This window comes from Bianquea renquensis, from assembly GCF_014384895.1.
Classification (GTDB): Bacteria; Bacillota; Clostridia; order Lachnospirales; family Bianqueaceae; genus Bianquea; species Bianquea renquensis.
Genome location: NZ_JACRSQ010000005.1, coordinates 33,310 through 55,481 on the forward strand (window position 1 = coordinate 33,310; position 22,172 = coordinate 55,481).

General features: G+C 49.8%; 22 protein-coding genes and 4 tRNA genes. 16 read left to right on the forward strand and 10 right to left on the reverse strand.

From position 1 onward, the window contains the following. Window positions 1-27: 27 nt before the first annotated feature. Both H8730_RS04890 and H8730_RS04895 read left to right on the forward strand, forming a co-directional pair. Window positions 28-768: a TVP38/TMEM64 family protein gene (locus H8730_RS04890; protein ID WP_177720296.1), complete on the forward strand. Its 741-nt coding sequence runs from the start codon at window positions 28-30 to the stop codon at window positions 766-768. After that, window positions 761-1,345 (forward strand): hypothetical protein, encoded by a 585-nt coding sequence (locus tag H8730_RS04895; protein ID WP_177720298.1) that lies wholly within the window; start codon window positions 761-763, stop codon window positions 1,343-1,345. Before H8730_RS04890 ends, H8730_RS04895 begins: the two co-directional genes overlap by 8 nt. Window positions 1,346-1,445: 100 nt before the next feature. Here the strand turns inward: H8730_RS04895 and H8730_RS04900 are convergent, their stop codons facing one another. Beyond that, complete coding sequence (locus H8730_RS04900; RefSeq protein WP_177718881.1) at window positions 1,446-2,723, reverse strand: adenylosuccinate synthase; 1,278 nt, start codon at window positions 2,721-2,723, stop codon at window positions 1,446-1,448. A 113-nt stretch (window positions 2,724-2,836) separates the two neighbouring features. Further along, window positions 2,837-3,718 carry a LysR substrate-binding domain-containing protein gene (locus H8730_RS04905; RefSeq protein WP_177718883.1) on the reverse strand — a complete coding sequence of 294 codons (882 nt, stop codon included), beginning with the start codon at window positions 3,716-3,718 and terminating at the stop codon, window positions 2,837-2,839. A gap of 221 nt (window positions 3,719-3,939) precedes the next feature. On the opposite strand from H8730_RS04905, the gene H8730_RS04910 reads away from it, so the two are divergent. From H8730_RS04910 to rbr, 4 genes are all read left to right on the forward strand, one after another. After that, the gene (locus H8730_RS04910; protein WP_177718885.1) at window positions 3,940-5,079 is read left to right on the forward strand and encodes an MGDG synthase family glycosyltransferase; all 1,140 of its coding nucleotides are present in this window, start codon (window positions 3,940-3,942) and stop codon (window positions 5,077-5,079) included. Next, window positions 5,076-5,789: a polysaccharide deacetylase family protein gene (locus H8730_RS04915; protein WP_177718887.1), complete on the forward strand. Its 714-nt coding sequence runs from the start codon at window positions 5,076-5,078 to the stop codon at window positions 5,787-5,789. The genes H8730_RS04910 and H8730_RS04915 overlap by 4 nt, the downstream gene beginning before the upstream one ends. After that, on the forward strand, window positions 5,786-6,859 hold the full coding sequence (locus tag H8730_RS04920) for a lysylphosphatidylglycerol synthase transmembrane domain-containing protein (RefSeq protein WP_177718889.1): 1,074 nt from the start codon (window positions 5,786-5,788) through the stop codon (window positions 6,857-6,859). The genes H8730_RS04915 and H8730_RS04920 overlap by 4 nt, the downstream gene beginning before the upstream one ends. A gap of 104 nt (window positions 6,860-6,963) precedes the next feature. After that, on the forward strand, window positions 6,964-7,503 hold the full coding sequence (gene rbr, locus H8730_RS04925) for a rubrerythrin (RefSeq protein ID WP_177718891.1): 540 nt from the start codon (window positions 6,964-6,966) through the stop codon (window positions 7,501-7,503). A 92-nt stretch (window positions 7,504-7,595) separates the two neighbouring features. Here rbr and H8730_RS04930 read toward each other — a convergent pair whose 3' ends face one another. From H8730_RS04930 to H8730_RS04955, 6 genes are all read right to left on the reverse strand, one after another. After that, window positions 7,596-8,147 carry a Uma2 family endonuclease gene (locus H8730_RS04930; RefSeq protein WP_177718893.1) on the reverse strand — a complete coding sequence of 184 codons (552 nt, stop codon included), beginning with the start codon at window positions 8,145-8,147 and terminating at the stop codon, window positions 7,596-7,598. Window positions 8,148-8,613: 466 nt separating this feature from the next. After that, window positions 8,614-9,162, reverse strand: coding sequence for a Uma2 family endonuclease (locus H8730_RS04935; protein ID WP_177718895.1), 549 nt, complete (start codon window positions 9,160-9,162; stop codon window positions 8,614-8,616). Window positions 9,163-9,756: 594 nt separating this feature from the next. After that, window positions 9,757-9,828 (reverse strand) — tRNA-Gly (locus H8730_RS04940). Between the two features lie 127 nt (window positions 9,829-9,955). Continuing rightward, window positions 9,956-10,029: transfer RNA gene (locus H8730_RS04945), tRNA-Asp, on the reverse strand. 20 nt (window positions 10,030-10,049) lie between these two features. After that, window positions 10,050-10,121 (reverse strand) — tRNA-Glu (locus H8730_RS04950). Window positions 10,122-10,127: 6 nt separating this feature from the next. Continuing rightward, window positions 10,128-10,213: transfer RNA gene (locus H8730_RS04955), tRNA-Ser, on the reverse strand. Between the two features lie 231 nt (window positions 10,214-10,444). On the opposite strand from H8730_RS04955, the gene H8730_RS04960 reads away from it, so the two are divergent. The 4 genes from H8730_RS04960 to H8730_RS04975 all read left to right on the forward strand — a co-directional run bounded on the left by H8730_RS04960 (window position 10,445) and on the right by H8730_RS04975 (window position 14,240). Beyond that, window positions 10,445-11,716 carry a DUF1015 domain-containing protein gene (locus H8730_RS04960; RefSeq protein ID WP_177718228.1) on the forward strand — a complete coding sequence of 424 codons (1,272 nt, stop codon included), beginning with the start codon at window positions 10,445-10,447 and terminating at the stop codon, window positions 11,714-11,716. A 14-nt stretch (window positions 11,717-11,730) separates the two neighbouring features. Continuing rightward, window positions 11,731-12,246: a GNAT family N-acetyltransferase gene (locus H8730_RS04965; protein ID WP_177718226.1), complete on the forward strand. Its 516-nt coding sequence runs from the start codon at window positions 11,731-11,733 to the stop codon at window positions 12,244-12,246. 106 nt (window positions 12,247-12,352) lie between these two features. Further along, window positions 12,353-13,450, forward strand: a complete 1,098-nt coding sequence (locus tag H8730_RS04970) for an LCP family protein (RefSeq protein WP_177718224.1) — start codon at window positions 12,353-12,355, stop codon at window positions 13,448-13,450. A gap of 241 nt (window positions 13,451-13,691) precedes the next feature. Beyond that, window positions 13,692-14,240 (forward strand): manganese efflux pump MntP, encoded by a 549-nt coding sequence (locus H8730_RS04975; RefSeq protein ID WP_177718222.1) that lies wholly within the window; start codon window positions 13,692-13,694, stop codon window positions 14,238-14,240. Between the two features lie 85 nt (window positions 14,241-14,325). Here H8730_RS04975 and H8730_RS04980 read toward each other — a convergent pair whose 3' ends face one another. Both H8730_RS04980 and H8730_RS04985 read right to left on the reverse strand, forming a co-directional pair. Next, entirely contained in the window at window positions 14,326-14,922 is a 597-nt protein-coding gene (locus tag H8730_RS04980; RefSeq protein ID WP_177718220.1) for a LysO family transporter, read from the reverse strand. Then, on the reverse strand, window positions 14,900-15,187 hold the full coding sequence (locus tag H8730_RS04985) for a LysO family transporter (protein WP_177718218.1): 288 nt from the start codon (window positions 15,185-15,187) through the stop codon (window positions 14,900-14,902). The genes H8730_RS04980 and H8730_RS04985 overlap by 23 nt, the downstream gene beginning before the upstream one ends. Before the next feature lie 230 nt (window positions 15,188-15,417). Between H8730_RS04985 and H8730_RS04990 the strand changes: the two genes are divergently transcribed. The 6 genes from H8730_RS04990 (at window position 15,418) to H8730_RS05015 (ending at window position 22,032) form a co-directional block, all read left to right on the forward strand. Continuing rightward, on the forward strand, window positions 15,418-16,914 hold the full coding sequence (locus tag H8730_RS04990) for an NAD(P)/FAD-dependent oxidoreductase (protein WP_177718216.1): 1,497 nt from the start codon (window positions 15,418-15,420) through the stop codon (window positions 16,912-16,914). Next, window positions 16,901-18,160, forward strand: coding sequence for an FAD-dependent oxidoreductase (locus H8730_RS04995; protein WP_177718234.1), 1,260 nt, complete (start codon window positions 16,901-16,903; stop codon window positions 18,158-18,160). Before H8730_RS04990 ends, H8730_RS04995 begins: the two co-directional genes overlap by 14 nt. Before the next feature lie 20 nt (window positions 18,161-18,180). After that, on the forward strand, window positions 18,181-18,534 hold the full coding sequence (locus H8730_RS05000) for a DUF1667 domain-containing protein (protein ID WP_177718214.1): 354 nt from the start codon (window positions 18,181-18,183) through the stop codon (window positions 18,532-18,534). A 228-nt stretch (window positions 18,535-18,762) separates the two neighbouring features. After that, window positions 18,763-19,797, forward strand: coding sequence for a hypothetical protein (locus tag H8730_RS05005; RefSeq protein WP_177718212.1), 1,035 nt, complete (start codon window positions 18,763-18,765; stop codon window positions 19,795-19,797). Window positions 19,798-19,891: 94 nt separating this feature from the next. Further along, complete coding sequence (locus H8730_RS05010; protein ID WP_177718210.1) at window positions 19,892-21,193, forward strand: ATP-binding protein; 1,302 nt, start codon at window positions 19,892-19,894, stop codon at window positions 21,191-21,193. After that, the gene (locus H8730_RS05015; RefSeq protein ID WP_177718208.1) at window positions 21,190-22,032 is read left to right on the forward strand and encodes a pyridoxamine kinase; all 843 of its coding nucleotides are present in this window, start codon (window positions 21,190-21,192) and stop codon (window positions 22,030-22,032) included. Before H8730_RS05010 ends, H8730_RS05015 begins: the two co-directional genes overlap by 4 nt. Window positions 22,033-22,172: the final 140 nt, after the last annotated feature.

A 22,172-nucleotide genomic window follows, 5' to 3' on the forward strand; every position in this document is an offset into this window, starting at 1 on the left:
AGAAACCGTATGAAGAAGGTGTAGGAATTGATTCAGGAGGATACACAGTACCTGCGCAGGAGAAGGATTGTCAGCATACTGTCATTTCTCATCTTTCTAGCATTTTGTGGTTGGCTGACGTATGCGGTGGGACGCCCGCTGTTGCACTTAGCCTCGGATCCGGAACGCTTTCGGGATTGGGTCGATTCCCACGGAGTAGGGGGGCAATTTATATTAATCGGCATGCAGGTTTTGCAGGTTGTCGTAGCTCTGATTCCGGGCGAAGTGATTGAAGTGGGCGCTGGCTACGCCTTCGGCGCTGTGGAGGGAACTTTGCTGTGCCTTAGCGGTGTTGCGCTGGGGTCCACGATTATTTTTTTGCTGACAAGACTCTTTGGCGTTCGGATGGTCGAGGCGTTTATTTCTCGAGAGAAGTTATATGCATTTTCTTTTATGAAAGACGAAAAAAAGCTGAATCGTCTGATTTTTCTTGTATTTTTCATACCGGGAACACCCAAAGATCTGCTGACGTACTGTGTCGGGTTGACTCCCATGAAGCTGGGCACGTTTTTAATCATATCCTCCATCGCACGTGTCCCATCGGTGGTATCGTCCACTTTTGGCGGTCATGCCCTGGGGCATAAGAATTACGGCCTCGCGATCTTGGTGTTTATCGTGACAGGGGCGGTCAGCCTGATGGGGATGCTTCTCTACAACAAAATCATGCAGCACCGGCGCAAGGCGAGTGAACACGCGCGGCGGAGAAAGGAAGGATCAGACAGTGAATGACGGATATAAGCTGGTTGCGGGTCCCTTGACCATCTTGCTGACCGCGGTGGTATTTTTATTCTTTTACCTTCGCAACCGAAAAAAAGGATGGACGGCCATTTATTATACGGTGGCGGTCTTTGCCCTGTGGTCTGTCTACACTGTGATGGTCCACACGATCCTTCCGCTTCCCCTGGACTGGGATGCCATGCGCGCCATGCGGGATCTTCAGGCGTATCAGCCGATTCAATGGAATCCCATTGCCAGCATTCAGGAGGGGATACAGATGAAAGGAATGGGTTCGTACTTGTCGGACATCTCCTGGATCTTGCGCTCCGGAGCCGTATTGGGAATTGTGTTGCCCATCGTGTTCCCTAAGGCGAAGCGCCTGTGGATCCAGATTTTGACGGCGTTAGGGATCGGAGGATTTCTATTCCTTTATCCGGTGGCCTTCCGAGCGGCAACAGGTATAACGAGCACTGCGGATCTCTCCTACAGTCTGTGGTATTGGCTTGCCTATGCGGTTGGCATGGGCGTCTATCAGCTTATTTTAAGGGTTTACCCAGAATTTTTGGGATATATGAAACCAAAGTCATAATAAAGCTTTGCCATGGCAAAATCGGCTCCGCCTGCCGGCGGAAATCCCCATAATGGAAGAAGAGGCCAAACCGGATTCCATCCGGTTTGGCCTTTCTATATTACCGATAGATGAGATCTTCCCGCTTCGGTCCGTTGGAGATCATGGTGATGGGGTATCCGATCTGGTTTTCAATAAATTCCACATAGCGCCTTGCATTGACTGGCAGGTCCTCATACTTGCGGATACCGCGGATATCGCATTTCCAGCCGTCCAAATAGGTGTAGACAGGCTTAGCCCTGTTCAACAGCGGTGTGATGGGGAAGTGGTCTGTCTCTTCGCCGTCAATGGAGTAGGCGGTGCAGACGGGAATCGTGTCAAGGTAGCTGAGAACGTCCAGCAAGGAAAATGCAACTTGCGTCGTCCCTTGCAGCATACAGCCATACCGCGTTGCGACAGCATCAAACCAGCCCATACGCCGTGGACGGCCTGTAGTAGCTCCGTATTCTCCGTTGTCTCCACCGCGGTCGCGCAGCTCTTTCGCTTCATCTCCAAAGATTTCGCTGACAAAGGCTCCAGCGCCGACGGCAGAGGAGTAGGACTTCACAACCGTGATGATAGTTTCAATTTTTGTCGGGGGGATGCCGGCACCCACACAGGCAAAGCCTGCCAAGGGGGAGGATGAGGTTACAAAGGGATAAATGCCGTTATCCGTGTCCTTTAATGCCCCCAGCTGACCCTCCAACAATATATTTTTTCCTGCATGGATGGCGTCATTTAGGAACTGGGCTGTGTCCGCCACGAGAGGGCGAAGCCGATTGCGATAGCCCGTCATCTCATCATAAATGGAATCCACATCGAGGAGTGCATTCCCTGGATACAGAGATTTTAGCGTTTCGTTTTTGATGGCGCAGGCGCGCTCCAAACGTTCCCTTAAGAGATCATCATCAAAGAGTTCGCCAACTTGAATCCCGATTTTCAAGTATTTATCCGCATAAAAAGGCGCAATGCCGGATTTTGTGGAGCCAAAGCTTTTGCTGCCCAAGCGCTGTTCTTCCAGCTGATCAAAGAGCACATGGTACGGCATTACGATCTGCGCCCGGTCCGATACGAGGATATTCGGCATGGGAATCCCACGGGACAGCAGGGTATCCAGTTCATGGAATAATGATTTTAAATTCAGCGCGACTCCCTGCGCAATCACATTGACGACCGTATTGCGAAATACGCCGGACGGAAGAAGATGCAGGGCAAACTTGCCATAGTTGTTGATGATGGTGTGACCGGCGTTGGCCCCGCCCTGAAAACGAACGACGATGTCGGATTGTTCCGCCAGGGTATCGGTAATTTTACCTTTTCCCTCGTCACCCCAGTTGCCGCCTACAATCGCTTGTACCATATTTGAACCTCCTGTAGTTGATGTGACTGTATCACTCATATTGACATGAGTATCCTATCATACTTTGCAATATAAGTAAAGGCAATAAAACTTATAATATTTATAAGAAAATGTTATGGGATTAGAGATAAAAACTCCTTGCCGGCGGGCGATATGGGAGTGTTCAATCCGGTAACCAGGCACAGATTTCGGGGAGGAAGCGATTCCTCCAGATGAAGTTCAAATAGACCGCCCTCGGCTTTATGCTTCTCATAAAAATTTCGCACGACACAGCCGACGCCGAGATTGCGCTGCGTGAATTGGACGATCAAGTCACTGGTGGCCAGCTCAAATTCTGGGTGCAGGCGGACGGAGCGAGACTGGAGAAAGGAATCGACGTACCGTCGCGTGCTAGTTCTCGATTCTAGACAGACAATGGGGAGAGTCTCCAGGGCGGCGAGGGGAAGGGTCCGTCCCTTTAAATCATTGAACTGACTTCCGGCGATGAACACGTCCTCGATGGAAGCCACCGGGCGGATGGAATACTCTTTATGATTGTCAAGAGGAGAGCTGACGACGCAAAAGTCAATATCTCCGGCCAGCAGGGCGCTGATGGTAACCGGTGTGGGGCCGTTGGTGACGCTGGCTTTGATTGTCGGGTGTAGCTGGTGAAATCGCTCGAGATATGGAAGAAGGAAGAACTCCAGTGTCATGTCGCTGGCTCCGATGCGGATCTCGCCCTCCTCCAAATTCATGTATTGCCGCATTCGCCGTTCCCCAAGTAAGATTTCCTCGTATCCTTTCGACACGTGGGCAAACAGTAAGTCTCCCTCCGCAGTCAGCCGGATGCCTTTCGGGGTACGAATAAAAAGTTCTACGTTCAACTCCTTTTCTAGCCTGCGAATGGTTTGACTGACTGCCGGTTGCGATAGAAATAGATGATCCGCTGCGGCGCTGATGCTGCCGTATTTGACAATGGTATAAAAAACCTTATAATATTCTAAGTTGGCATTCACAGTCAGGCTCCCTCCTTTTGCCTATTATTGTATCACGAAATGGACAGACTGTAAATGTCAGGGGTATGTGATTCTCCGGCATGTATTTAAGAAATCTTAAGAATTGTCTATGTCGTTTTTTAAGGTAGTTCGTTTATACTGAGTTTATATTCAGTTCATAAAATGCAAAATTTGCCGATAAGGATTTAGTTTGACATAAGAGCGAAGTGGAGGCGTTCAATATGAACATTTTAATATTAACCGGAAAATTTGGTATGGGACATTATTCGGCTGCGAAGACGCTGGGACTGGAGATTCAAAAACTGTTTTCGAGTGCGAACGTAACCATCGTTGACCTTGTGGAATATAGTGTCCCCATGAGCGATGTGTACTATCGATCCTTTCGTTTTTTTGTCACGAGATGTCAGAAGGCATACAATGCGTATTATAAGGGGACAAATAGGATGGCAGCGCTAAGCGGTGAAAATAAGATTCCTCTGCCCCATCATTTTTTGAAGAAATTGGAGAGCCTTCTGCAACGGGAGCAGCCGGACATGATCGTATGTACATTGCCAATATGCGCCCAGGTGGTATCAGAATATAAACGACGTTTTGATGCAAACATTCCCCTCATCACCTGCATCACCGATGTCAGCACCCATGGCGAATGGATCAATCCGGGGACGGACGTGTATTTAGTTCCGTCCGAGTCGGTAAAAAAAGGCATCATCGCAAAGGGCGCCTGCTCCGATTTGATTCTTGTGGGGGGGATCCCGGTGAAGGAACAGTTTAAAACGTTACGCCACAGAAGTGCCCATAACGGGAAAAATTTATTGATTATGGGAGGCGGCTGGGGCCTGCTGCCGAAGGAGCCGACTTTCTATGAGACGCTAAACACCTTTTCCGGTGTACGCACTACAATTATCACAGGCAATAACCGCAGCGCGTATGAACGGCTACACGGCCGCTATGCCAATATTGAAGTGATCGGATTTACCGACGAGGTGTACCGCTATATGGAGAAAGCGGATCTTATTGTGACGAAGCCCGGGGGGATCACCTTGTTTGAATCCATTTTTGCGGAGCTGCCCCTTGCGACCATCGCGCCGACGCTGATGCAGGAAATACACAACGCAGAATTCATCGAAGCCAATGCGATCGGCCGAGTTATCTCGAGTGAACCGAAGGAGACCGTGCAGGAGCTCTTAGCTATGTTGGACGACGACATCGCCCTGGCGGAAATACGCGCGAATATGCGACGCCTCAAGGCGACGCTGGAGCCCAATGTCACGATCAAAGCTTTACGTCATATTCTGGGCAGAGAGGCAGTGGCGGAAAGAGAGAACCTGTTGACGCTGCATGAAGGAGGCGTTCTCGCATGAAAAAGGCTGTAAAATGGGGGATTGTAGGAGCATCAACCCTTGGAGTCCTCTATAGTTGGTATTGCGTCGTGCCGAGCTTCTACCAGAAATGGGTCTCGCGGAAAGCCATTCGCAGGATTCCGCGCCCGGAGGGCAAAGAAATTGTTCTAACGTTTGACGACGGACCGGATCCGCGGTACACGCCGAAGGTTTTGGATGTGTTGAAGAAGTATGGGATATCGGCACATTTTTTTGTTGTGGCGGAGCGGGCTAAAGAAAATCCGGATTTGATCCGGCGTATGCTGGAAGAAGGGCATGAAGTCGGCCTACACGCATACGCCCATAAGAATGCCTGGCTGGTGACTCCGGGATATGTGAAGCGGGATTTCGCCAAAAGTGCTGTCATTTTACGAGAACTTGGCGTCGATTGCAAGTATTACCGGCCGCCATGGGGATATGTGAATCAGGAAACACTGAAACAGATTCAGGCGGCGGGATATCAATTGGTGATGTGGAATGTCATGGCGCAGGATTGGAAACGCAATCAGACCTCCCGAGAGATCGTGAGGCGGCTATTGGAAAGAGTTCACGAGGGATCAATCATCTGCCTTCACGACGGAGGCGGTGCGCCGGGAGCACCGAAGAGAACCATCGATGCGCTGGACTCGGCGCTGCCATTATTTCAGAAAATTGGGTATCGGTTTGTTTTGCTTAAGGAGACAGGAATATGAGTTCATTTATGGAAGATAAAAAGAAAATGTGGGTGAGCACCCTCTTTCTCGTGGCTTTGATGGCGGGGACCTTTTTCTTTTTGTTGCGGGATATCTCATGGTCAATGTTGATGGACACCCTGCGCAAGGTGAATCCTATCTTTATACCGCTGGGATTTGCGCTGATGGTTTGTTTTGTGGCATGCGAGGCAATCAACATCCGAATGATTCTCCGCCAGGTTGGTATGCGAGTTCCCTTTTTTCGCTGCCTGCGATATTCCTTTGTCGGCTTTTATTTCAGTTCCATCACACCATCGGCTTCTGGTGGACAGCCAGCGCAGGCGTACTATATGAATAAAGAGGGAATTCCTGTTTCCCTCTCATCTTTGACACTGCTTGTGATTGTGGCCATCTATCAGCTGGTTATGATGATCTATGCATTGGTCTGCTTTATTTGGAAGTTTGAATTTGTCAGCGGGGGAGTCCAGGGGATCGGATTTTTGGTCATCTTTGGCTTTATCTTTAATTCATGCTTATTTTTCTTTATTGTCGCGACGATTTTCTCAAAAAAGTGGTTGCGCAAAGGGATTATGGCCTGCGCAGGCTTCCTTCACCGCGTTCATATCCTAAAAGATCTGGCAAAGGTTGAAAAATGGCTGGACCGCCAGATTCGGGAGTATCAGGAGGGCGCCGCCTTTATCAGGAGGAATCCAAAGGTTTTAGGGAAGGTTTTGTTGGTGACGGTTGTACAGCTCAGCTGCCAATTTCTTGTGCCCTACTGCGTGTATCTTGCCTTTGGGCTGAGGCAATACGGCCCAATGGATCTAATAGCTGTCCAGGCTTTGCTCAATGTGGCAGTCGTTGCGCTTCCCCTTCCTGGAGCTGTGGGTGCGACGGAAGGAAGCTTCCTGCTGGTTTACAAACTCTTTTTCAGCCAAACACAGATCTTGCCCGCCATGTTGTTGAGCCGTGGAATCAGCTTTTATGGATTTGTCGTCATATCCGGAATCGTGTCCTTCGCGGTGCATTTCCAGATTTCTAGAAGGCAACAGAGGGAAAAAAAACTGAAGGTATGTAAAGAATCGTGCTAAACGAGAATAATTATTATTAGAAAATAAATATTGACTTTTGGTCGCCGCTCTGCTATACTATAGAAAAATAGTTACTATAATTTTCCAGAGAGAGGAGTATAGCCATGGAATTAAAAGGATCGAAGACCGAAGCGAATTTGATGACCGCTTTTGCGGGGGAGTCACAGGCACATACCAAGTACATGTATTACGCATCCGCAGCGAAGAAGGAAGGCTACGAGCAGATTGCAGCGCTTTTTTTGGAGACGGCCTGTAATGAGAAAGAACATGCAAAGATTTGGTTTAAGCTTCTACACCATGGGGCAGTGCCAGACACAGCGACGAATCTGGATGACGCGGCCGCCGGGGAGAATTATGAGTGGACCGATATGTATGCTACCTTTGCCAGGGAAGCGGCGGAGGAAGGATTCACCAAAATTGCGTATCTGTTTGAGGCTGTCGGCAAGATTGAGAAGGAGCACGAGGAGCGATACCGCGCGCTGTTGAAGAACGTGGAAGAGCAAAAAGTCTTTATCAAAGAGGACGTGGTGATCTGGCAGTGTGCAAACTGTGGACACATCCATGTGGGGAAGAATGCGCCTGAGATCTGCCCTGTCTGTAGTCACCCCAAAGCATACTTCCAAATTCAAGCTAAAAATTATTAAGATGTGAGAAAGCGGCGAATATACAAAACAGACGGAAGATTTCCGTCTGTTCTTTTTGGCATACGGGGTTCGTTTTGGGGCTCTGAGAGGGGTTATGCAAGGTCTAGCTGGGTGAAGTCAATGCTGAGGTCTGCTAGGGTGTGAACCTTGATTGTGTCGCGGAAGGTATAGACAGCCGGGGTCAGCTCTTCCACCAGACGGTACACGGTAATTGTCTCATTCATGGGGTTGACGATCCAGTATTCTTTCACGCCATAGTCTGCGTAAAGGCTTAGTTTTGTCAAGTAGTCCCGTCTTGATGTGCCAGAACTGACAATTTCGATCACCCATGTGGGAGCGCCTATGCAACCCTTCTTGGTGATCTTGTTTCGGTCGCAGATGACCATTAGATCAGGCTGGACGATGTTGGGCGTGTCCTCGTCTTCATGTTGAAGGTAGACATCAAAGGGAGCATAAAAGACCCGGCATGTTTTTCCTAACAAATAATTGCCAATTTTTAGATGAAGGAAGCTACTGATTGCTTGATGGTTGGCACTCGGTCCACTCATGTAGTAAATCTCGCCGTCGATCAACTCCGCCCGGATGTCTTCGCCCAGGGCTTCCCAGTCGGCTAAGGTTGCTTTTTTGGATTCGTGTAATGGCAATGGTGGTTCCTCCTTCCCCGGTCTTAATCTTCTGTAAAGCAGATTGGCTTATAAGATTTTCTTTCCTTATCCTGTAAGTCGTATAGCCTTTTTTTCAAGCAAAGCTAGCAACTTATCATATTTGATTGGCATTATCCCACCTCTTGCTTTGATTATAGTATAGAACATGCACGATATCAAGTGTATATATTATACAAGAATTCACGAAAGAAACATGGAATGACCATGAAATCCGCTTTGTAGAGAAAGATTAGGAGTGATTTTGAAGAAATGGGTACTTTATCGGTTTTAAACCGAGAAAGTACCGGCGGACGACCTGAACAGTATTGCGCAGCCGGAAGAAAACCAGAGGCGCGCAAGCCGCCGTTCTTGGTTCAGAACCGGGGCTGTAGCGGCACTTCTGACATTTGAACACGGAAGCGGGCAGATTTATATCCCCAAAGAAAAAGACCCCCATTTGGGGGCTCTATGCAAGGTCTAGCTGGGTAAAGTCAATGCTGAGGCCTGCTAGGGTGTGAACTTTGATCGTGTCGCGGAAGGTGTAGGCTGCCGGTAGCAGATCATTATCCAGTTGATAGACCGTTACCGCTTCCCTGTCCGGGTTCACAATCCAGTATTCCTTGACGCCGTAACGCAGATATAAGCTTAATTTCGTAACGTAGTCATGGGCCATATTCCCAGGGCTGACAATCTCAATAATCCAGGTCGGGGCTCCTTCACAACCACGAGCGGACAGCTTATCTCTGTCACAGATGACGCTGATATCGGGCTCTACAGCGTCCGTGGTTCCATCTTCGTTGTGGAGATAGACGCCAAAGGGAGCCGGATAGACCTTGCAGGTTTTACCTCTTAGATACACGCTAATTTCAGTGTGTAGGAAGCTTACAATTGCTTGATGTTTCCGGCTGGGCGGTGCCAGGTAGTAAATCTCACCATCGATCAACTCCGCCCGGACGTCTTCGCCCAGGGCTTCCCAGTCGGCTAAGGTTGCTTTTTTGGATTCGTGTAATGGCAATGGGGTTCACCTCTTATTCCTTATTATCGCGTTCCATAGTCTCATCTATGGCGCGGTTGATAAAGGCAGTTGTGCTTTCCTGCATTTTGGCAGCATGTTGTTCCTCAATTTCTACTTAAAATTGGTGGGGAAATAATGCGGCACCTCTTACACGCTGCTAATAGTATAGCACAGAATTCAATCTACGACTATATAAATATTACATAAATCTACAACTAGATATTTGACTGATCTGCATATTTCAAACCCGGCGCTTCTCCAATGCATAACGCGGAGGAGGTAAGACCGGGACGAGCGCCAAACTCGGACGTATTTTCAGATGATTATTGTGACTTTGCATGGATGAACTGAGAAAGAAACCCGCGCGAACAGCGAGCCAGTATAAGGGCCTCATTCCAAATTCAGAACGAAGTCGGGAGGAGCTCCAGGAAAGTCAGAGAGCTATGCAAGCTGCGGAATATGCGAGGCCCTAAAAAGAAAAACCTCTGACATTTTGTCCCCTAAACCGCTTTAGCATATGAAAGTTTCAAAAATTTCATGAACGAGCCATGAACTAAAAACGGGTCCCCATCCCGGGAACCCGCTACATCAGCAAGCGCGAAACGGGATTCGAACCCGCGGCCCTCGCCTTGGCAAGGCGATGCTCTACCTCTGAGCCATTCGCGCAGATAAAAACAGCAATAGGAGGACAGATTTGAACTGCCGACACCGCGGGTAAGAACCGCGTGCTATCGCCAGCCATAACAGGGGACCTGTGCCCGCCCCATGGCGGACTTTCCGATAGAAGAAAAGACGACTCAGAAGGGGCTCGAACCCTCGACCTCCGGCGTGACAGGCCGGCGTACTAACCAACTGTACCACTGAGCCATATGAAAAATGGGATACAATGACCCGTGAGAGAATCGAACTCTCGTTACCGCCGTGAAAGGGCGATGTCTTGACCGCTTGACCAACGGGCCAAATAACGGAGGAGGTAGGATTCGAACCCACGGACCCTTTCGGATTCACTGGTTTTCAAGACCAGCTCCTTAAACCACTCGGACACTCCTCCAGGAGCCTCAGCCTCAGCGCTTCATAAGCGCAGACTCTATTATACGGCATGTTTTGCTCTGTGTCAAGAAATTTTGTAAAATTTTTTGTATAGGCGTCTGTCACATCATATTGACATGCGCTAACATGACCCTCGAAAATGGCTGAAAGGGCTTGACCCATGTTCGATATCACGCTATAATAAGAGATTAGAAATCGACATGGAATCCGTGTCGCCAAGGAGGACGAAACGATGATATTTACGCCCGCGACAATCCTGCTGCCTCATGAGAAAGAATGTGCTCTGTGGAGCAGCATTGCCTGTGATCAGTTTACATCGGATGCGGCCTATTGGGAGCAGGTCAAAACTCTCACAGAGGGTCATCCATCCGCCTATCATATCACATTGCCGGAGATCTATTTAGAAGAGGGAGAGGCGTGCGTTCAAGAACGGATACGGAGCATCAATGAGACGATGCGCGAGTATTTGAGGGAGGGTGTTTTCCGACAATTCAAAGATGCGATGGTTTACGTCGAACGGCGCATCCCTGGGGGAAGCGTGCGAAGGGGGATCATAGGAGCGGTCGATTTGGAAGACTATGAGTATGCTGCGGGCGCCGAGACGCAAATACGAGCGACGGAAGAAACTGTCTTGTCGCGGATTCCGCCAAGGGTCAGGATTCGACAGGACGCCGCTCTTGAACTGCCCCATCTTATGCTTTTGGCGGACGATGTGGATCGACTGCTGATTGAACCCATCGCAGAGAGGAAAAGGGAACTGGCCAAGGTCTATGATTTTGAACTCATGCTGGACAGCGGACACGTGACGGGATATCTGCTCGATAGGAAAGAAATCCAGCGAGTGCAGTCCGTTTTAGAGCAGATGGGAAATCTAGAAGAATTTCAAAGGAAGTATCATACGTCAAGGACGGACCCGTTGGTGCTAGCCGTGGGCGACGGAAATCACTCTCTGGCCTCCGCAAAAGCGTGCTATGACATGCGAAAAGAAGAAATGGGAGTCGAGGCAGCGCTGCGGCATCCATCGCGCTATGCGCTGGCGGAGATTGTAAACCTGCACGATGCATCTCTGAAATTTGAGCCAATTTACAGGGTTTTGTTTGGTGTCGACCATCGGCAAGTTATGGAAGCGCTGAGGAGGGCATATCCACAGAGCCACATTGGAAGAACGGCTGCCGGTGAGATTGCGCTGGAGTACTGGGCGAAGGATTGTGAAGGGACGCTGTCAATTTCAGCTTCAGAGGGATTGCTGCCGGTGAGCCTACTTCAATCGTTTCTCGATCCCTTTCTACAGGAGTACGGTGGCAAGATCGATTACATCCACGGACTGGAGGAGGCTAAGCAGTTAGGCCGCCAGGAGGGAAACATAGCATTTACGTTTGCCGGCATGGAAAAGGAGCAATTATTTCCTGGGATTCTCCAGGGGGGCGTTTTGCCTAGAAAAACATTCTCCATGGGAGATGCGAGGGATAAACGATTCTATCTGGAGTGTAGGAGGATTCAATAGAGAAGGCTATGAGTTTGGAAATAAGAACCGTAACAGAGACGGAGATCACGGCGGCGGGGAAGATTTATACAGCCTGTAGCCACGCCATGAATCAAAAGGGGCTCTTTAACTGGACACCGGAGTATCCCACACAGAAGGAAGCGGAACGCGACCAGCGAGCGGGTGCTCTGTACGGCGCCTTTGATGGCAAGGTGCTTATGGGGGTCGTAACGCTTGACAACACCCCCGCACCGGAGTACGCCACTGTCTCCTGGGGGATTCAGAGCGGAGCAGCGCTATATATCCACCGTTTAGCGGTACATCCCTCGTACCAGCGCAGAGGACTGGCCAAGAAGCTGATTACATTTGCGGAAAAGCAGGCGCAGAAGATGGCGGCATCCGCGGTGCGCATTGATAGCTTTTCAGGCAATCACCGCGCGGTTTTGACCTATGAAAAGTTAGGATTTGTAAAAAGAGGCGAAATCTACTACCGAAACAAAGATCCACGAGTTCGGGAGTTGCCCTTTTACTGCTTCGAAAAAGCAATTTGATTTATATTTTCTCATCCCGCTAATTTCGATACAAATTCGATACAAGTCGATGCTATACTAAAGACAATTGCCGGTACAGGTTTGATAAAGAAGGGATTGGGAACAAATGAAAAAGAGGAAGAGGAACCGGGCACTAGCCATCGGCGCCGGCATCATGGTGCTAGCTTTGCTGATGCCCCTTGGCTGGAATGGTTTCCGTATTCTGTGGGGAAAGAATCAAACAGCCTCCCATACTGGAGAAATTAGTTTTGAGGAGGAGAGCAGCGGGACCCGTTCTCCGCAAAATTTGTCAGGGGAGTCCTCAGATGAATCGTCCATCAGTCCGGAGGAGCGAGAATACTTAAATTGGATTCAAAATAAACCGGATCAGGACAACGTGACAGTCCTGCTTTTTGGCTTGGATTTGGATGGTCTGCACACGGATGTTATGATGCTGTGCAATTTTAATACGGCCACGAAGACCACGAGCCTTGTATCCATTCCGCGAGATACGCAGGTCACGTTGACAGACCAGGAATATCAGGCATTGAAAGACATCAACCGTTATACCAAGAAAACGCTGAAGCTGACAGAGGTTCACAACTATGCCTCCGACGGAGGAAATGCCAACGCCTGGAGTGTGTATATGGTAGAAAAGCTGCTGGATATCCACATTGATTTCTACGCGGCGGTTACATTTGAGGGGTTTCGCGAGGTCATCGACGCCATTGGGGGGATCGAGTTTGACGTGCCAAAGACGATCACAACGTGGAACGATGACTACCAGAGGAACGTGACGGTGGAGGCGGGCCGGCAGGTGCTAAACGGAGAACAGGCGGAGGCGGTGGTTCGGCACCGCCAGACGTACCAGATGGGGGATCTTGAACGCGTGGAAATGCAGCAAAGCTTCCTGAGGGCAGCGGCAGACCAGCTTCTTCAGGGGAAGAATCTCTGGAAGCTTCCCAAATTGATTCGAACCTGCTATTCCTATGTGCAGACGGATGCGGAACTTGTGGATATTCTTCGGTATGCCTCCATCGCCGCTGATATCGATTTGGATTCTCTAATGACCGCCACCCTTCCGGGAGAAGCCCGAGACGAAGACGGAAAAAGCTATTTCTTTTTGGATAAAAAAGGGTGTCAGGAAATGATGGCGAAGATATTTAACCCGCTGGAGACCCCAGAATCATTGGATTCAACCGGTTCGGACGGCGCTTCCAAATGAGGTGATCCGCAGTCTCTAAAATAATACTTGACAATCCCAGGAATTCTCAGTATACTAGATAGCAAGTATTATGAGGGAGTAGTTAGCACGATGTCGTGTGGCAAGTCAACATGCTGATTGCGAGTCCATGCAGTACATGGATAGCAATCTGGCTTGTCTTCAATAACAAGACTCATATATGGCGCGGATGTCATATATGAGTCTGTTTTTTTTGTCAATACAATGAATAGGGGAGATTAAAATGAGTGTTTGGGAAGTCATCATGATCGGTATCGGTTTGAGTATGGATGCAGCAGCGGTATCCATGACCAATGGAATGGTGTATCCAAAGACATGTAGAACAAAAATTCTATCAATGCCGCTGTTTTTTGGTGGATTCCAGGCGCTGATGCCGCTTCTCGGCTACTATGCCAGCGGTGTGTTCGCAGATTTTCTCAGCCGTTATTCCGGGATCATCGTTCTGATTATTCTGGGTGTCATCGGGTGCAAGATGGTCTATGACGGCCTACATCCACAGCTGGAGGAAGAGACCGACTGTTCGTTGACCTACCGTATGCTGCTGCTTCAAGCAGTTGCCACCAGCATCGACGCCTTTGCTGTGGGAGTTGGTTTCAGTGCTATGCAGGTAAATATCGTGCAGGCCGTTTCCATCATCGGCGTCACAACCTTAGTCTGTAGCTTTCTCTCCATTGCCATCGGCAAAAAGTTTGGCAATATGTTGGGAAATAAAGCGCAGATATTGGGCGGGATGATTCTGATCATCATCGGGATTAAGGGGATGTTCGGCTGAGGGTTTGCCTTTTTTGGTATGTATTTCTTTTTCAGCTATAACGGGACAGATAGCGAGAAGTGGAAAATAAAAAGTCCGCGAACTTTTATACTCGATATAGTAAGTTGAGAATGACAGGAACCAGCGCGGAACAGACAACCCCATTGACAACGGCCATTACCGCCACATCTTCGCTGGTGCAGCGCATCAGAAGCGGTAGGGTTGTGTCTTCGCTGGTGGCGGCGGCGGGGGCGATGGCCGTATAATGATTCAAATGCTTGGCGATGAATGGAATAGTCAAGAACGAGAGAATCTCCCGCAATAGATTGCTGAAAAATGCCATTGTTCCCAGCGTAGCGCCAGCCAGATTTGTCAGCAAAACCCCGGAGAGGCTATACCAGCCAAGTCCACATACAACAGCCAGACAATCCCGCAGCGGCATGTCCACAATCAGATAGCATAGAAAACCGGCCAGGACTGTACCCACAACAATTCCAGCGGGGATGATGAGAATTTTGACATGATATTGCCGTAAACGGCGAAATACCTGCTTATTGGCTCCCACGCTGATGCCAACAGCAAACATCAATATGTACAGAGTGTATTCCGAGATGGGACCAAAAAGGGAGACGAGATCTGGGGAGAAAAGCCATTGACCACAGACAACGCCTAAAATAAGGCTAACGATTGCTGCGATGACCATGACGCCCCTCCATAAACCATTTTGTCAAGAGAAAAACCACGATTGTCGATAGAAGGATGGAAACGCCTGCAAACAGCAGGCTATACAAACCGATGGCCCGCAATTCACCGAAAAATTCTGGGCGGCTGCCGAGGGAGACGCCCATAGAAAAGATCAACAGCGATGTGCAGAGCGTCTGTAGTATAGAATTGTACTTCTGTAAAGATGGTGGAAACCATCGCATACCGATGAGGACACCGGCTGCCATGATCAAAAGAGTCAGCATGTGTTGTGTCACTCCCACTAAAATATATACCACCGCGCAGCGGCCCGATCGCTTCGCCCACTGCGCGAGGGCTTTCGCGACTAGTATATCATAGAATCCTTCGTATCTCAAGAAAGAATTGAATTCCGTAATAAAAAGTTCTGTGTGGAACTGTGTTCCCTATTGACAAGAATTCGTAAATTTCGTATAATGAGCGTGATTCTTGAAGAGGGATATGCAGGAGGGATTCGATGGAGCAAACATATAAGGAAGAGAACCGGCAGAAGTCGCTGGATGTGCTGGTCATAGGCGGCGGAATCGTAGGAACCGCTGTGGCCAGAGAATTATCCCGATATACACTGACCATTGGGTTGGTAGAGGCGGGCAGCGATTTAGCGAGAAAGACAACGGGAGCAAATTCTGGAATCATCCATGCCGGATATGACGCACCGGCAGGTTCCCTGATGGCCAAGCTCAATGTCCAGGGAAATCAGATGTATCCAAAACTCTGCAGGGATTTGGACATCCCATTTGTCCAGAATGGTTCTCTGGTACTAGCCTTTACACAGGAAGATCGGAAGGAACTGCAAACGCTATTTTCTAGGGGCCTACAAAACGGGGTCGAAGGGCTTACCATATTAGGCGGGGATGAGGTTCGCAAAAGGGAACCCCACATATCCCAAGAGGTGGTGGAGGCGTTGTATGCTCCGACTGCCGGTGTTATATCTCCGTACGAGGCGGCCATTGCCTTTGCAGAAAATGCGGCAGACAATGGGGCAGAGTTCTATCTGGGCCATCCGGTGACGTCCATTAAAAAGACACAAACAGGTTTTCAAGTAACCGCCGGTGATCTGGAACTGACCTGCAAAGTCCTGATCAACTGCGCTGGCTTTGCATCCGATGAAATTAGCCGTATGGCGGGAGGCGAGTCTCTTGCGGCCCAGGCCAGAAAGGGAGAATATATCCTGTATGACAAGGCATACGGAGATTTCGTCAACCATGTCATCTTTCAGCCGCCGAGTAAGATGGGAAAAGGGATACTCGTCACCAGGACGGCAGAGGGAAACCTGCTCGTCGGGCCGAGCAGCGAAACGGTTTACGATCCGGAGGACACCGCGACTACGCAGCAGGGTCTTGACCTTGTGTGGAACACGGCCAGAAAGAGCTGTCCCACATTACCGGCAGGCGGCGCTATCACCACTTTTACAGGCGTTCGCTCTGTATACGGAGATGATTTTTATATACGCCATTCTGAGTTAGCTCCGGGGCTAATTCAGACGGCGGGAATCTGTTCGCCGGGGCTAACGGCGGCGCCGGCCATCGCCAAAATGATCGCGGCGCTGACAGGAGACTTGCTGGCACTGGAGGAGAAAGCCGAATTTCAGGAGACAAGGGAGGGGATCCCGGTCTTTTCTGCCATGAGCTGGGAGGAGAGGGAGGCCTTGATCCGCCAGGATCCAGCCTACGCGCGGATGGTATGCCGCTGTGAGACTGTTACAGAAGGGCAGATCCGCAGGGCGCTTCACTCACCGATACCGGTATGGACAGTGGACGGCGTGAAACGCCGTGTCCGTGCAGGGATGGGCCGGTGCCAGGGAAGTTTTTGCACACCCAGGGTGATGGAAATCATTGAAGAGGAGACGGGGATTCCCTTCTGCGAGATTACTAAGAACGGAAAGGGATCCGAGTTGATCGTGGGGAAGCTGAAGGATACGAATGGAGGTGCGAGCCATGATTCGAAACATTGATACGGTGATCATCGGCGGCGGCCCTGCGGGACTGGCGGCGGCCTGTGCGTGTTACGATGCCGGCGTCCGGGATGTCTACATTTTGGAGAGAGATGAGAATCTGGGCGGTATTTTGCAACAATGTATCCACAATGGCTTTGGTCTACAGTGGTTTAAGGAAGAACTAACGGGGCCGGAATACGCCCAGCGGTTCATCGATGAGGTGGAAAAACGGTCCATCCCATATATGGTCAACACCATGGTGCTGGAGATTACTCCGGACAAGAAGGTATACTGTGTGAATCCGGATGAGGGAGTCTGTATTTTCCAGTGCAAAAGCATTGTCCTGGCCATGGGATGCCGCGAGCGTGTCCGAGGAAATTTGAAAATTCCGGGGATGAGGCCAGCCGGCGTATACTCGGCAGGACTTGCCCAAAGGCTTGTAAACCTGGAGGGCGCCATGCCGGGCAAGGAGGTCGTGATCCTCGGCTCCGGAGATATCGGACTGATCATGGCGCGCCGTATGAAATGGGAAGGCGCCGATGTCAAGATGGTATGTGAGATCATGCCGTATTCATCGGGATTAGCGCGGAATATACAGCAGTGCCTGCGGGACAACGGCATACCGCTGAAGCTGAATACCACGGTTGTAGCCATTCATGGAAAACAGCGGGTTGAGGGTGTGACCATCGCCAAGGTCGATGAAAATCGGAAACCTATCCCGGAGACTCAGGAATACGTCCCCTGTGATACGCTGCTCTTGTCCGTGGGATTATTGCCAGAAAATGAGTTGAGCCGTGGAATCAACATTCAGATGGACCCTGTGACAGGGGGACCCAAGGTCGACGAAAACCGGCAGACATCCGTACCGGGGATATTTGCCTGTGGCAATGTTCTACATGTGCATGATATTGTGGATTTTGTTAGCAAGGAAAGCGTCATTGCGGGCAAGGGCGCAGCGGCGTATTGCCAGAATAGAGGGACGGAGGCAGTATCGGGAGGGGTTTCCTTGAATCCAGGGGAAAACGTGCGGTATATCGTCCCTCAAAAGTTGGTTCAGGCAGAAGCCTGTAGTTTATACTTCCGCGTTGGCTCCCCTCTGGGGGCTGGCAGAATTATTTTGCGGGCCGATGGGGAAGAGCTGGCAGCCAAACGATTCATCCGGGCAGTGCCTGGCGAGATGGAAGAGCTGCCCATTTCCCTTGAGGTTGCAGAGAAATTGATGAGTGCGAAGGACGTCGTGCTGTCGGCGGAAGTTAGCCGCTAGAGCGGGGGAGGGAGGTTGTGATGGAGCTGATTTGCATATTGTGTCCGCGAGGATGCCATTTACAGGCGGAACTGCGGGACGGACAGGTTGTTGTAAGTGGCAATTCTTGCCCTAGGGGAGAACGATATGGGCAGGAAGAATTGACCCATCCGGTGAGGACTGTCACATCGTCGGTGTATGTGGCCAATGGAAAGGGAAAAATGCTGTCGGTCAAAACGAACCGGCCGGTCGCAAAAGAGTCGATCCCCATGGTGCTTGAAGCATTGGCGGATCTTCAGGTGGCAGCCCCTATCCGCGTAGGGGATGTGATCCTAGGGGATGTGGCGGGAACCGGCGCTGACATTGTGGCCACGCGGAATGTGCCCATAGTGTAAGAAAATAAGGGATTATTGCGCTAACGAGAGAGCTCCCTTCTAGGTCGGCAAGAGAAATAACAGACACTTGCCACCTGGAAGGGAGTATATTGTATGTCTACATAGTAACTGAACAAAGAATTTGTATAAACAGTGCAACAGCACATTTCGTTAGAATCGGTGATCGTGCAATAATAATGGCACAGTAGGCAACGTATCTGAGGTCTATAAAAAAGCACAGGAGGATGTATGAAAGTTATATTGCCATTTGAATTGTCACCGATCATAAGAACGTACCTTAATCATGCGTATCCCTTTGGAATCGTAGAAGGACATTTCGGAAAAAAATTTGTTTCAGAGCGAATGTGTGATATATATGTCAATTGCCTGTATAGCCAGGAGGATCGAAACAATTTTTATCTATATCCCGAGGACGGGTGGTTTGAAAAATGTGGCCTCGTCAGACAAGAGCCATATGTGTGCCAGGATAAAACAAAGGCGTGCGTACAGGAAGCGATCAAAGAAGCTCGCAGCAGACTGTCAAAGGGGCAATATGTATACGCTTCGCCAAATGAGGGATATATATCCGCGATCAGTCAGGGGAGATACTATGATTTTGATCATGAGTGCCTGCTGTACGGTTTCGATGACGGCGCCGGCGTCTATATGTCAGCAGGGTATAAAAACGGGAGATATGTTCCGTATACGATTCCCTATGGCGAATATGAGGCAGCCCTTCTCAATGTGCAAAAAAGCGACATAGAGCTGCTGTTCTTTCGTGTGAACAGAGAGTATATTTTTCCGGGCATTAACGCAAACAATGTTGCCGACAGGCTTTCGGAGTATTACAATTCGTATATCCCCGAGTTCTTGTCGCGGCGGGAACTATCGCAGTACATATCGTCCGGCCGCCTGAAATTTGGTCAAAATGCCTGGAAGGAGCTAGTGCTCTATTTAAGAGAGGCTGGGGATGAGCACAGACAGGTTGATATGAGGTATACGCGCAGTTTTATGGAACACAAGCAGCTTATGAAGATTCGAGTCGAGAAACTCTATGAAAAAGGATTCATTTCGGATGACGCTATGGTTCGGGCAGCGTCGGAATGCTACAGCCAAGCGCAGTCAGCTATGTCATTGGCTATGAAATATAACATCACGGGGAGTTTGAATGTACTGATGCGGGCCGCTCAAAAGATTACGGATGTCAATGAGAGAGAAGCAATCTATCTGAATCAGGTTATCTCGGAATTGCGCGTACAGTGTGAATCCTGCAGAAGGCAGTAGTTGTAGGCTTTATTCTGGTGCAGATCTGGGCTTGCATTATTCGCCAGATGTGGTACAATATGTTCCGTAGATTACGAGTGGAAGAAGGATAGGAATGGCTAGATTGCGTCAATTGATCGTGTATCGAGGGATCATGCAGGATCCTGTCATGGCGGCAGTGCAGGAGATGTTAGATTGCGAAAACGCCCGGCAGAGGATGGACAAGGCATGTGAATTGGCAGGCCGTCTGATTGAAAAGGCGGAACAGTATCTGTTGGAGGGCAATATCATGGAGGCTTGGATTTGGCATCTCATATTAAATGATGTCAATCCGTTCAGTTTGGACTGCGAGCGGCGCTCCGCCGGAGACAGTGGAAGTTTATACCAGGCTGTCCTATGGGATATGGGAATTCTGAAGAGTGTGGTGGCCAAGGTTCAGGAAGAACTAGAGTCGGCTGGCTTGCAAAAGATCACAAGACAATATGTGCGGGACACAAAGGGGAAGGATGGGCGGTTGCCCGCGCGCAGGCGAAGGGATATCCTGGCCGGCTTTTTACAGACCTTGTCTTTTGCAGATCCGGCTTGTCAAGCATCCAGCATAGCAGACGCGGCTAAAGAGTATTATGAGACCAACGGCTGCGGAGTTATGGCCATGTATCCCATGTTTCGGTGGAGCCAGACGAGGGGCTTGGTCGGCATCGAATACTATGATGACATCCGACTGTCGGATCTGGTTGGCTATGAATACCAAAAGCGGACATTGATTGAGAATACAAGCAGCTTCGTCAAAGGGCGTCCCGCAAACAACGTATTGTTGGCGGGGGCGGGGGGAACTGGCAAATCCTCCTCCGTCAAGGCGCTGGTCAACGAATATTTTGAAGACGGGCTCCGGCTTTTGGAGATGGGTAAGGAGCAGATGCCCCTGCTCCCGGATGTCATGAAATTTTTGACTGGGCGAGGCAAACGCTTCATTCTCTTTATTGACGACCTTTCCTTTGAAGATCAGGAGACGGATTATAAATATATTAAGTCACTTTTGGAGGGAAGCGCGGAAAAGAAGCCAGACAATGTGATTTTCTATGCCACATCCAACAGGCGGCATATCATTCAGCAGAAGTGGAAAGATCGGGATTTGAACCATATGGACGAGGAAGTCCACGGCATTGAGGCTATGAACGAGAAATTGTCTTTGTCCCAGAGATTCGGCATCACCCTGACCTACCCGGTGCCGAAACAGGATGAGTACCTGGAGATCGTATCCCATATGGCGGCGGAACTGGGGGTCAATGGGGATGCGCAGGAGTTGCGGCAAAAGGCTCTGCAATGGGCTCTCGACCAAAAAGGATTCTCCGGAAGGAGCGCCCGGCAGTTTATCAGCGCGTACGCGGCCCAGAAACAAAGTGAGGGGCGACCATGAAGAGAACGCCCAAAGCAGCAGTTTTTAATGATTTAACCGGATATGGGCGGTGCTCCCTCACAGTGGCGATCCCAACATTGACGAATATGGGAGTCTGTTGTTGCCCGGCGCCGACGGCGATTCTCAGCAACCATACAGGATTTGAACGATTCTTTATGGTTGATTTTACCGACAATCTACAAGGGTATATCGACGGTTGGCGGGAGCAGAATATCCGATTTGACTGTGTGTATACCGGTTTTTTGGGCTCTGAGAGGCAGACCACGATTCTGGAGCCATATTTGGAGGAATGCCGCAGGGCGGGAGCTCTTCTGGTTGTGGACCCAGTCATGGGGGATCAGGGGGCGCTGTATCAATGTTATACGGAGGAAATGATTCGCGGAATGCGGCGGCTGATTGCGCAAGCCGATATCATCACACCGAATTTCACGGAAGCCTGTTTCCTGCTTGGACGGGAATATGAGGATACCGTATCCGATGAGAAGATGCGAGATTACCTGCGACAGTTGGCCGATATGGGTCCTGCGACAGTCTGTATAACAGGAGTGGCGCAGGATGATGGAAATGCCAACTGGGGATATGATCGAGCGACAGGGGAATACGTAAAATCGCCGTTCTCTATGTTACCCGTCCATTACAGCGGAACCGGTGATTTTTTTTGCAGTTTACTAGTAGGCTACGTCCTGCATGGAAAACCCCTTTCTTGGAGCTTGAACCGGATCGGTGAACTGATTACAAAGGCGGTTTCCATGACGTATGAGATGGGAACTCCTATCTTGGAGGGGGTCCTGTTGGAGCCCTTGTTTCAGGAGGAAACACTTCTCAAGTTGCCTCGATAAGTCTCGCAGTTAAGTTTTGAACGATTTTATAAAAAAGGCGACCTCTTCTCGGAAGAGGCCGTCCTTTTTATCCGCGGAATGCGAACTTTTCTCCTATAGGAAAGTCCGCCGTGAGGCGGACTCAATCCGAAGAACCGAAG

Excerpts from the sequence above, each read along its gene's own strand:
- H8730_RS04970 (WP_177718224.1), top strand. The coding sequence starts at position 12,353 with ATGAAAAAGAGGAAGAGGAACCGGGCACTAGCCATCGGCGCCGGCATC.
- H8730_RS05005 (WP_177718212.1), top strand. The coding sequence starts at position 18,763 with ATGAAAGTTATATTGCCATTTGAATTGTCACCGATCATAAGAACGTAC.
- H8730_RS04960 (WP_177718228.1), top strand. The coding sequence starts at position 10,445 with ATGATATTTACGCCCGCGACAATCCTGCTGCCTCATGAGAAAGAATGT.
- H8730_RS05010 (WP_177718210.1), top strand. The coding sequence starts at position 19,892 with ATGGCTAGATTGCGTCAATTGATCGTGTATCGAGGGATCATGCAGGAT.
- rbr (WP_177718891.1), top strand. The coding sequence starts at position 6,964 with ATGGAATTAAAAGGATCGAAGACCGAAGCGAATTTGATGACCGCTTTT.
- H8730_RS05000 (WP_177718214.1), top strand. The coding sequence starts at position 18,181 with ATGGAGCTGATTTGCATATTGTGTCCGCGAGGATGCCATTTACAGGCG.
- H8730_RS04990 (WP_177718216.1), top strand. The coding sequence starts at position 15,418 with ATGGAGCAAACATATAAGGAAGAGAACCGGCAGAAGTCGCTGGATGTG.
- H8730_RS04975 (WP_177718222.1), top strand. The coding sequence starts at position 13,692 with ATGAGTGTTTGGGAAGTCATCATGATCGGTATCGGTTTGAGTATGGAT.
- H8730_RS04920 (WP_177718889.1), top strand. The coding sequence starts at position 5,786 with ATGAGTTCATTTATGGAAGATAAAAAGAAAATGTGGGTGAGCACCCTC.
- H8730_RS04980 (WP_177718220.1), bottom strand. The coding sequence starts at position 14,922 with ATGGTCATCGCAGCAATCGTTAGCCTTATTTTAGGCGTTGTCTGTGGT.
- H8730_RS04915 (WP_177718887.1), top strand. The coding sequence starts at position 5,076 with ATGAAAAAGGCTGTAAAATGGGGGATTGTAGGAGCATCAACCCTTGGA.
- H8730_RS04985 (WP_177718218.1), bottom strand. The coding sequence starts at position 15,187 with ATGCTGACTCTTTTGATCATGGCAGCCGGTGTCCTCATCGGTATGCGA.
- H8730_RS04910 (WP_177718885.1), top strand. The coding sequence starts at position 3,940 with ATGAACATTTTAATATTAACCGGAAAATTTGGTATGGGACATTATTCG.
- H8730_RS05015 (WP_177718208.1), top strand. The coding sequence starts at position 21,190 with ATGAAGAGAACGCCCAAAGCAGCAGTTTTTAATGATTTAACCGGATAT.
- H8730_RS04900 (WP_177718881.1), bottom strand. The coding sequence starts at position 2,723 with ATGGTACAAGCGATTGTAGGCGGCAACTGGGGTGACGAGGGAAAAGGT.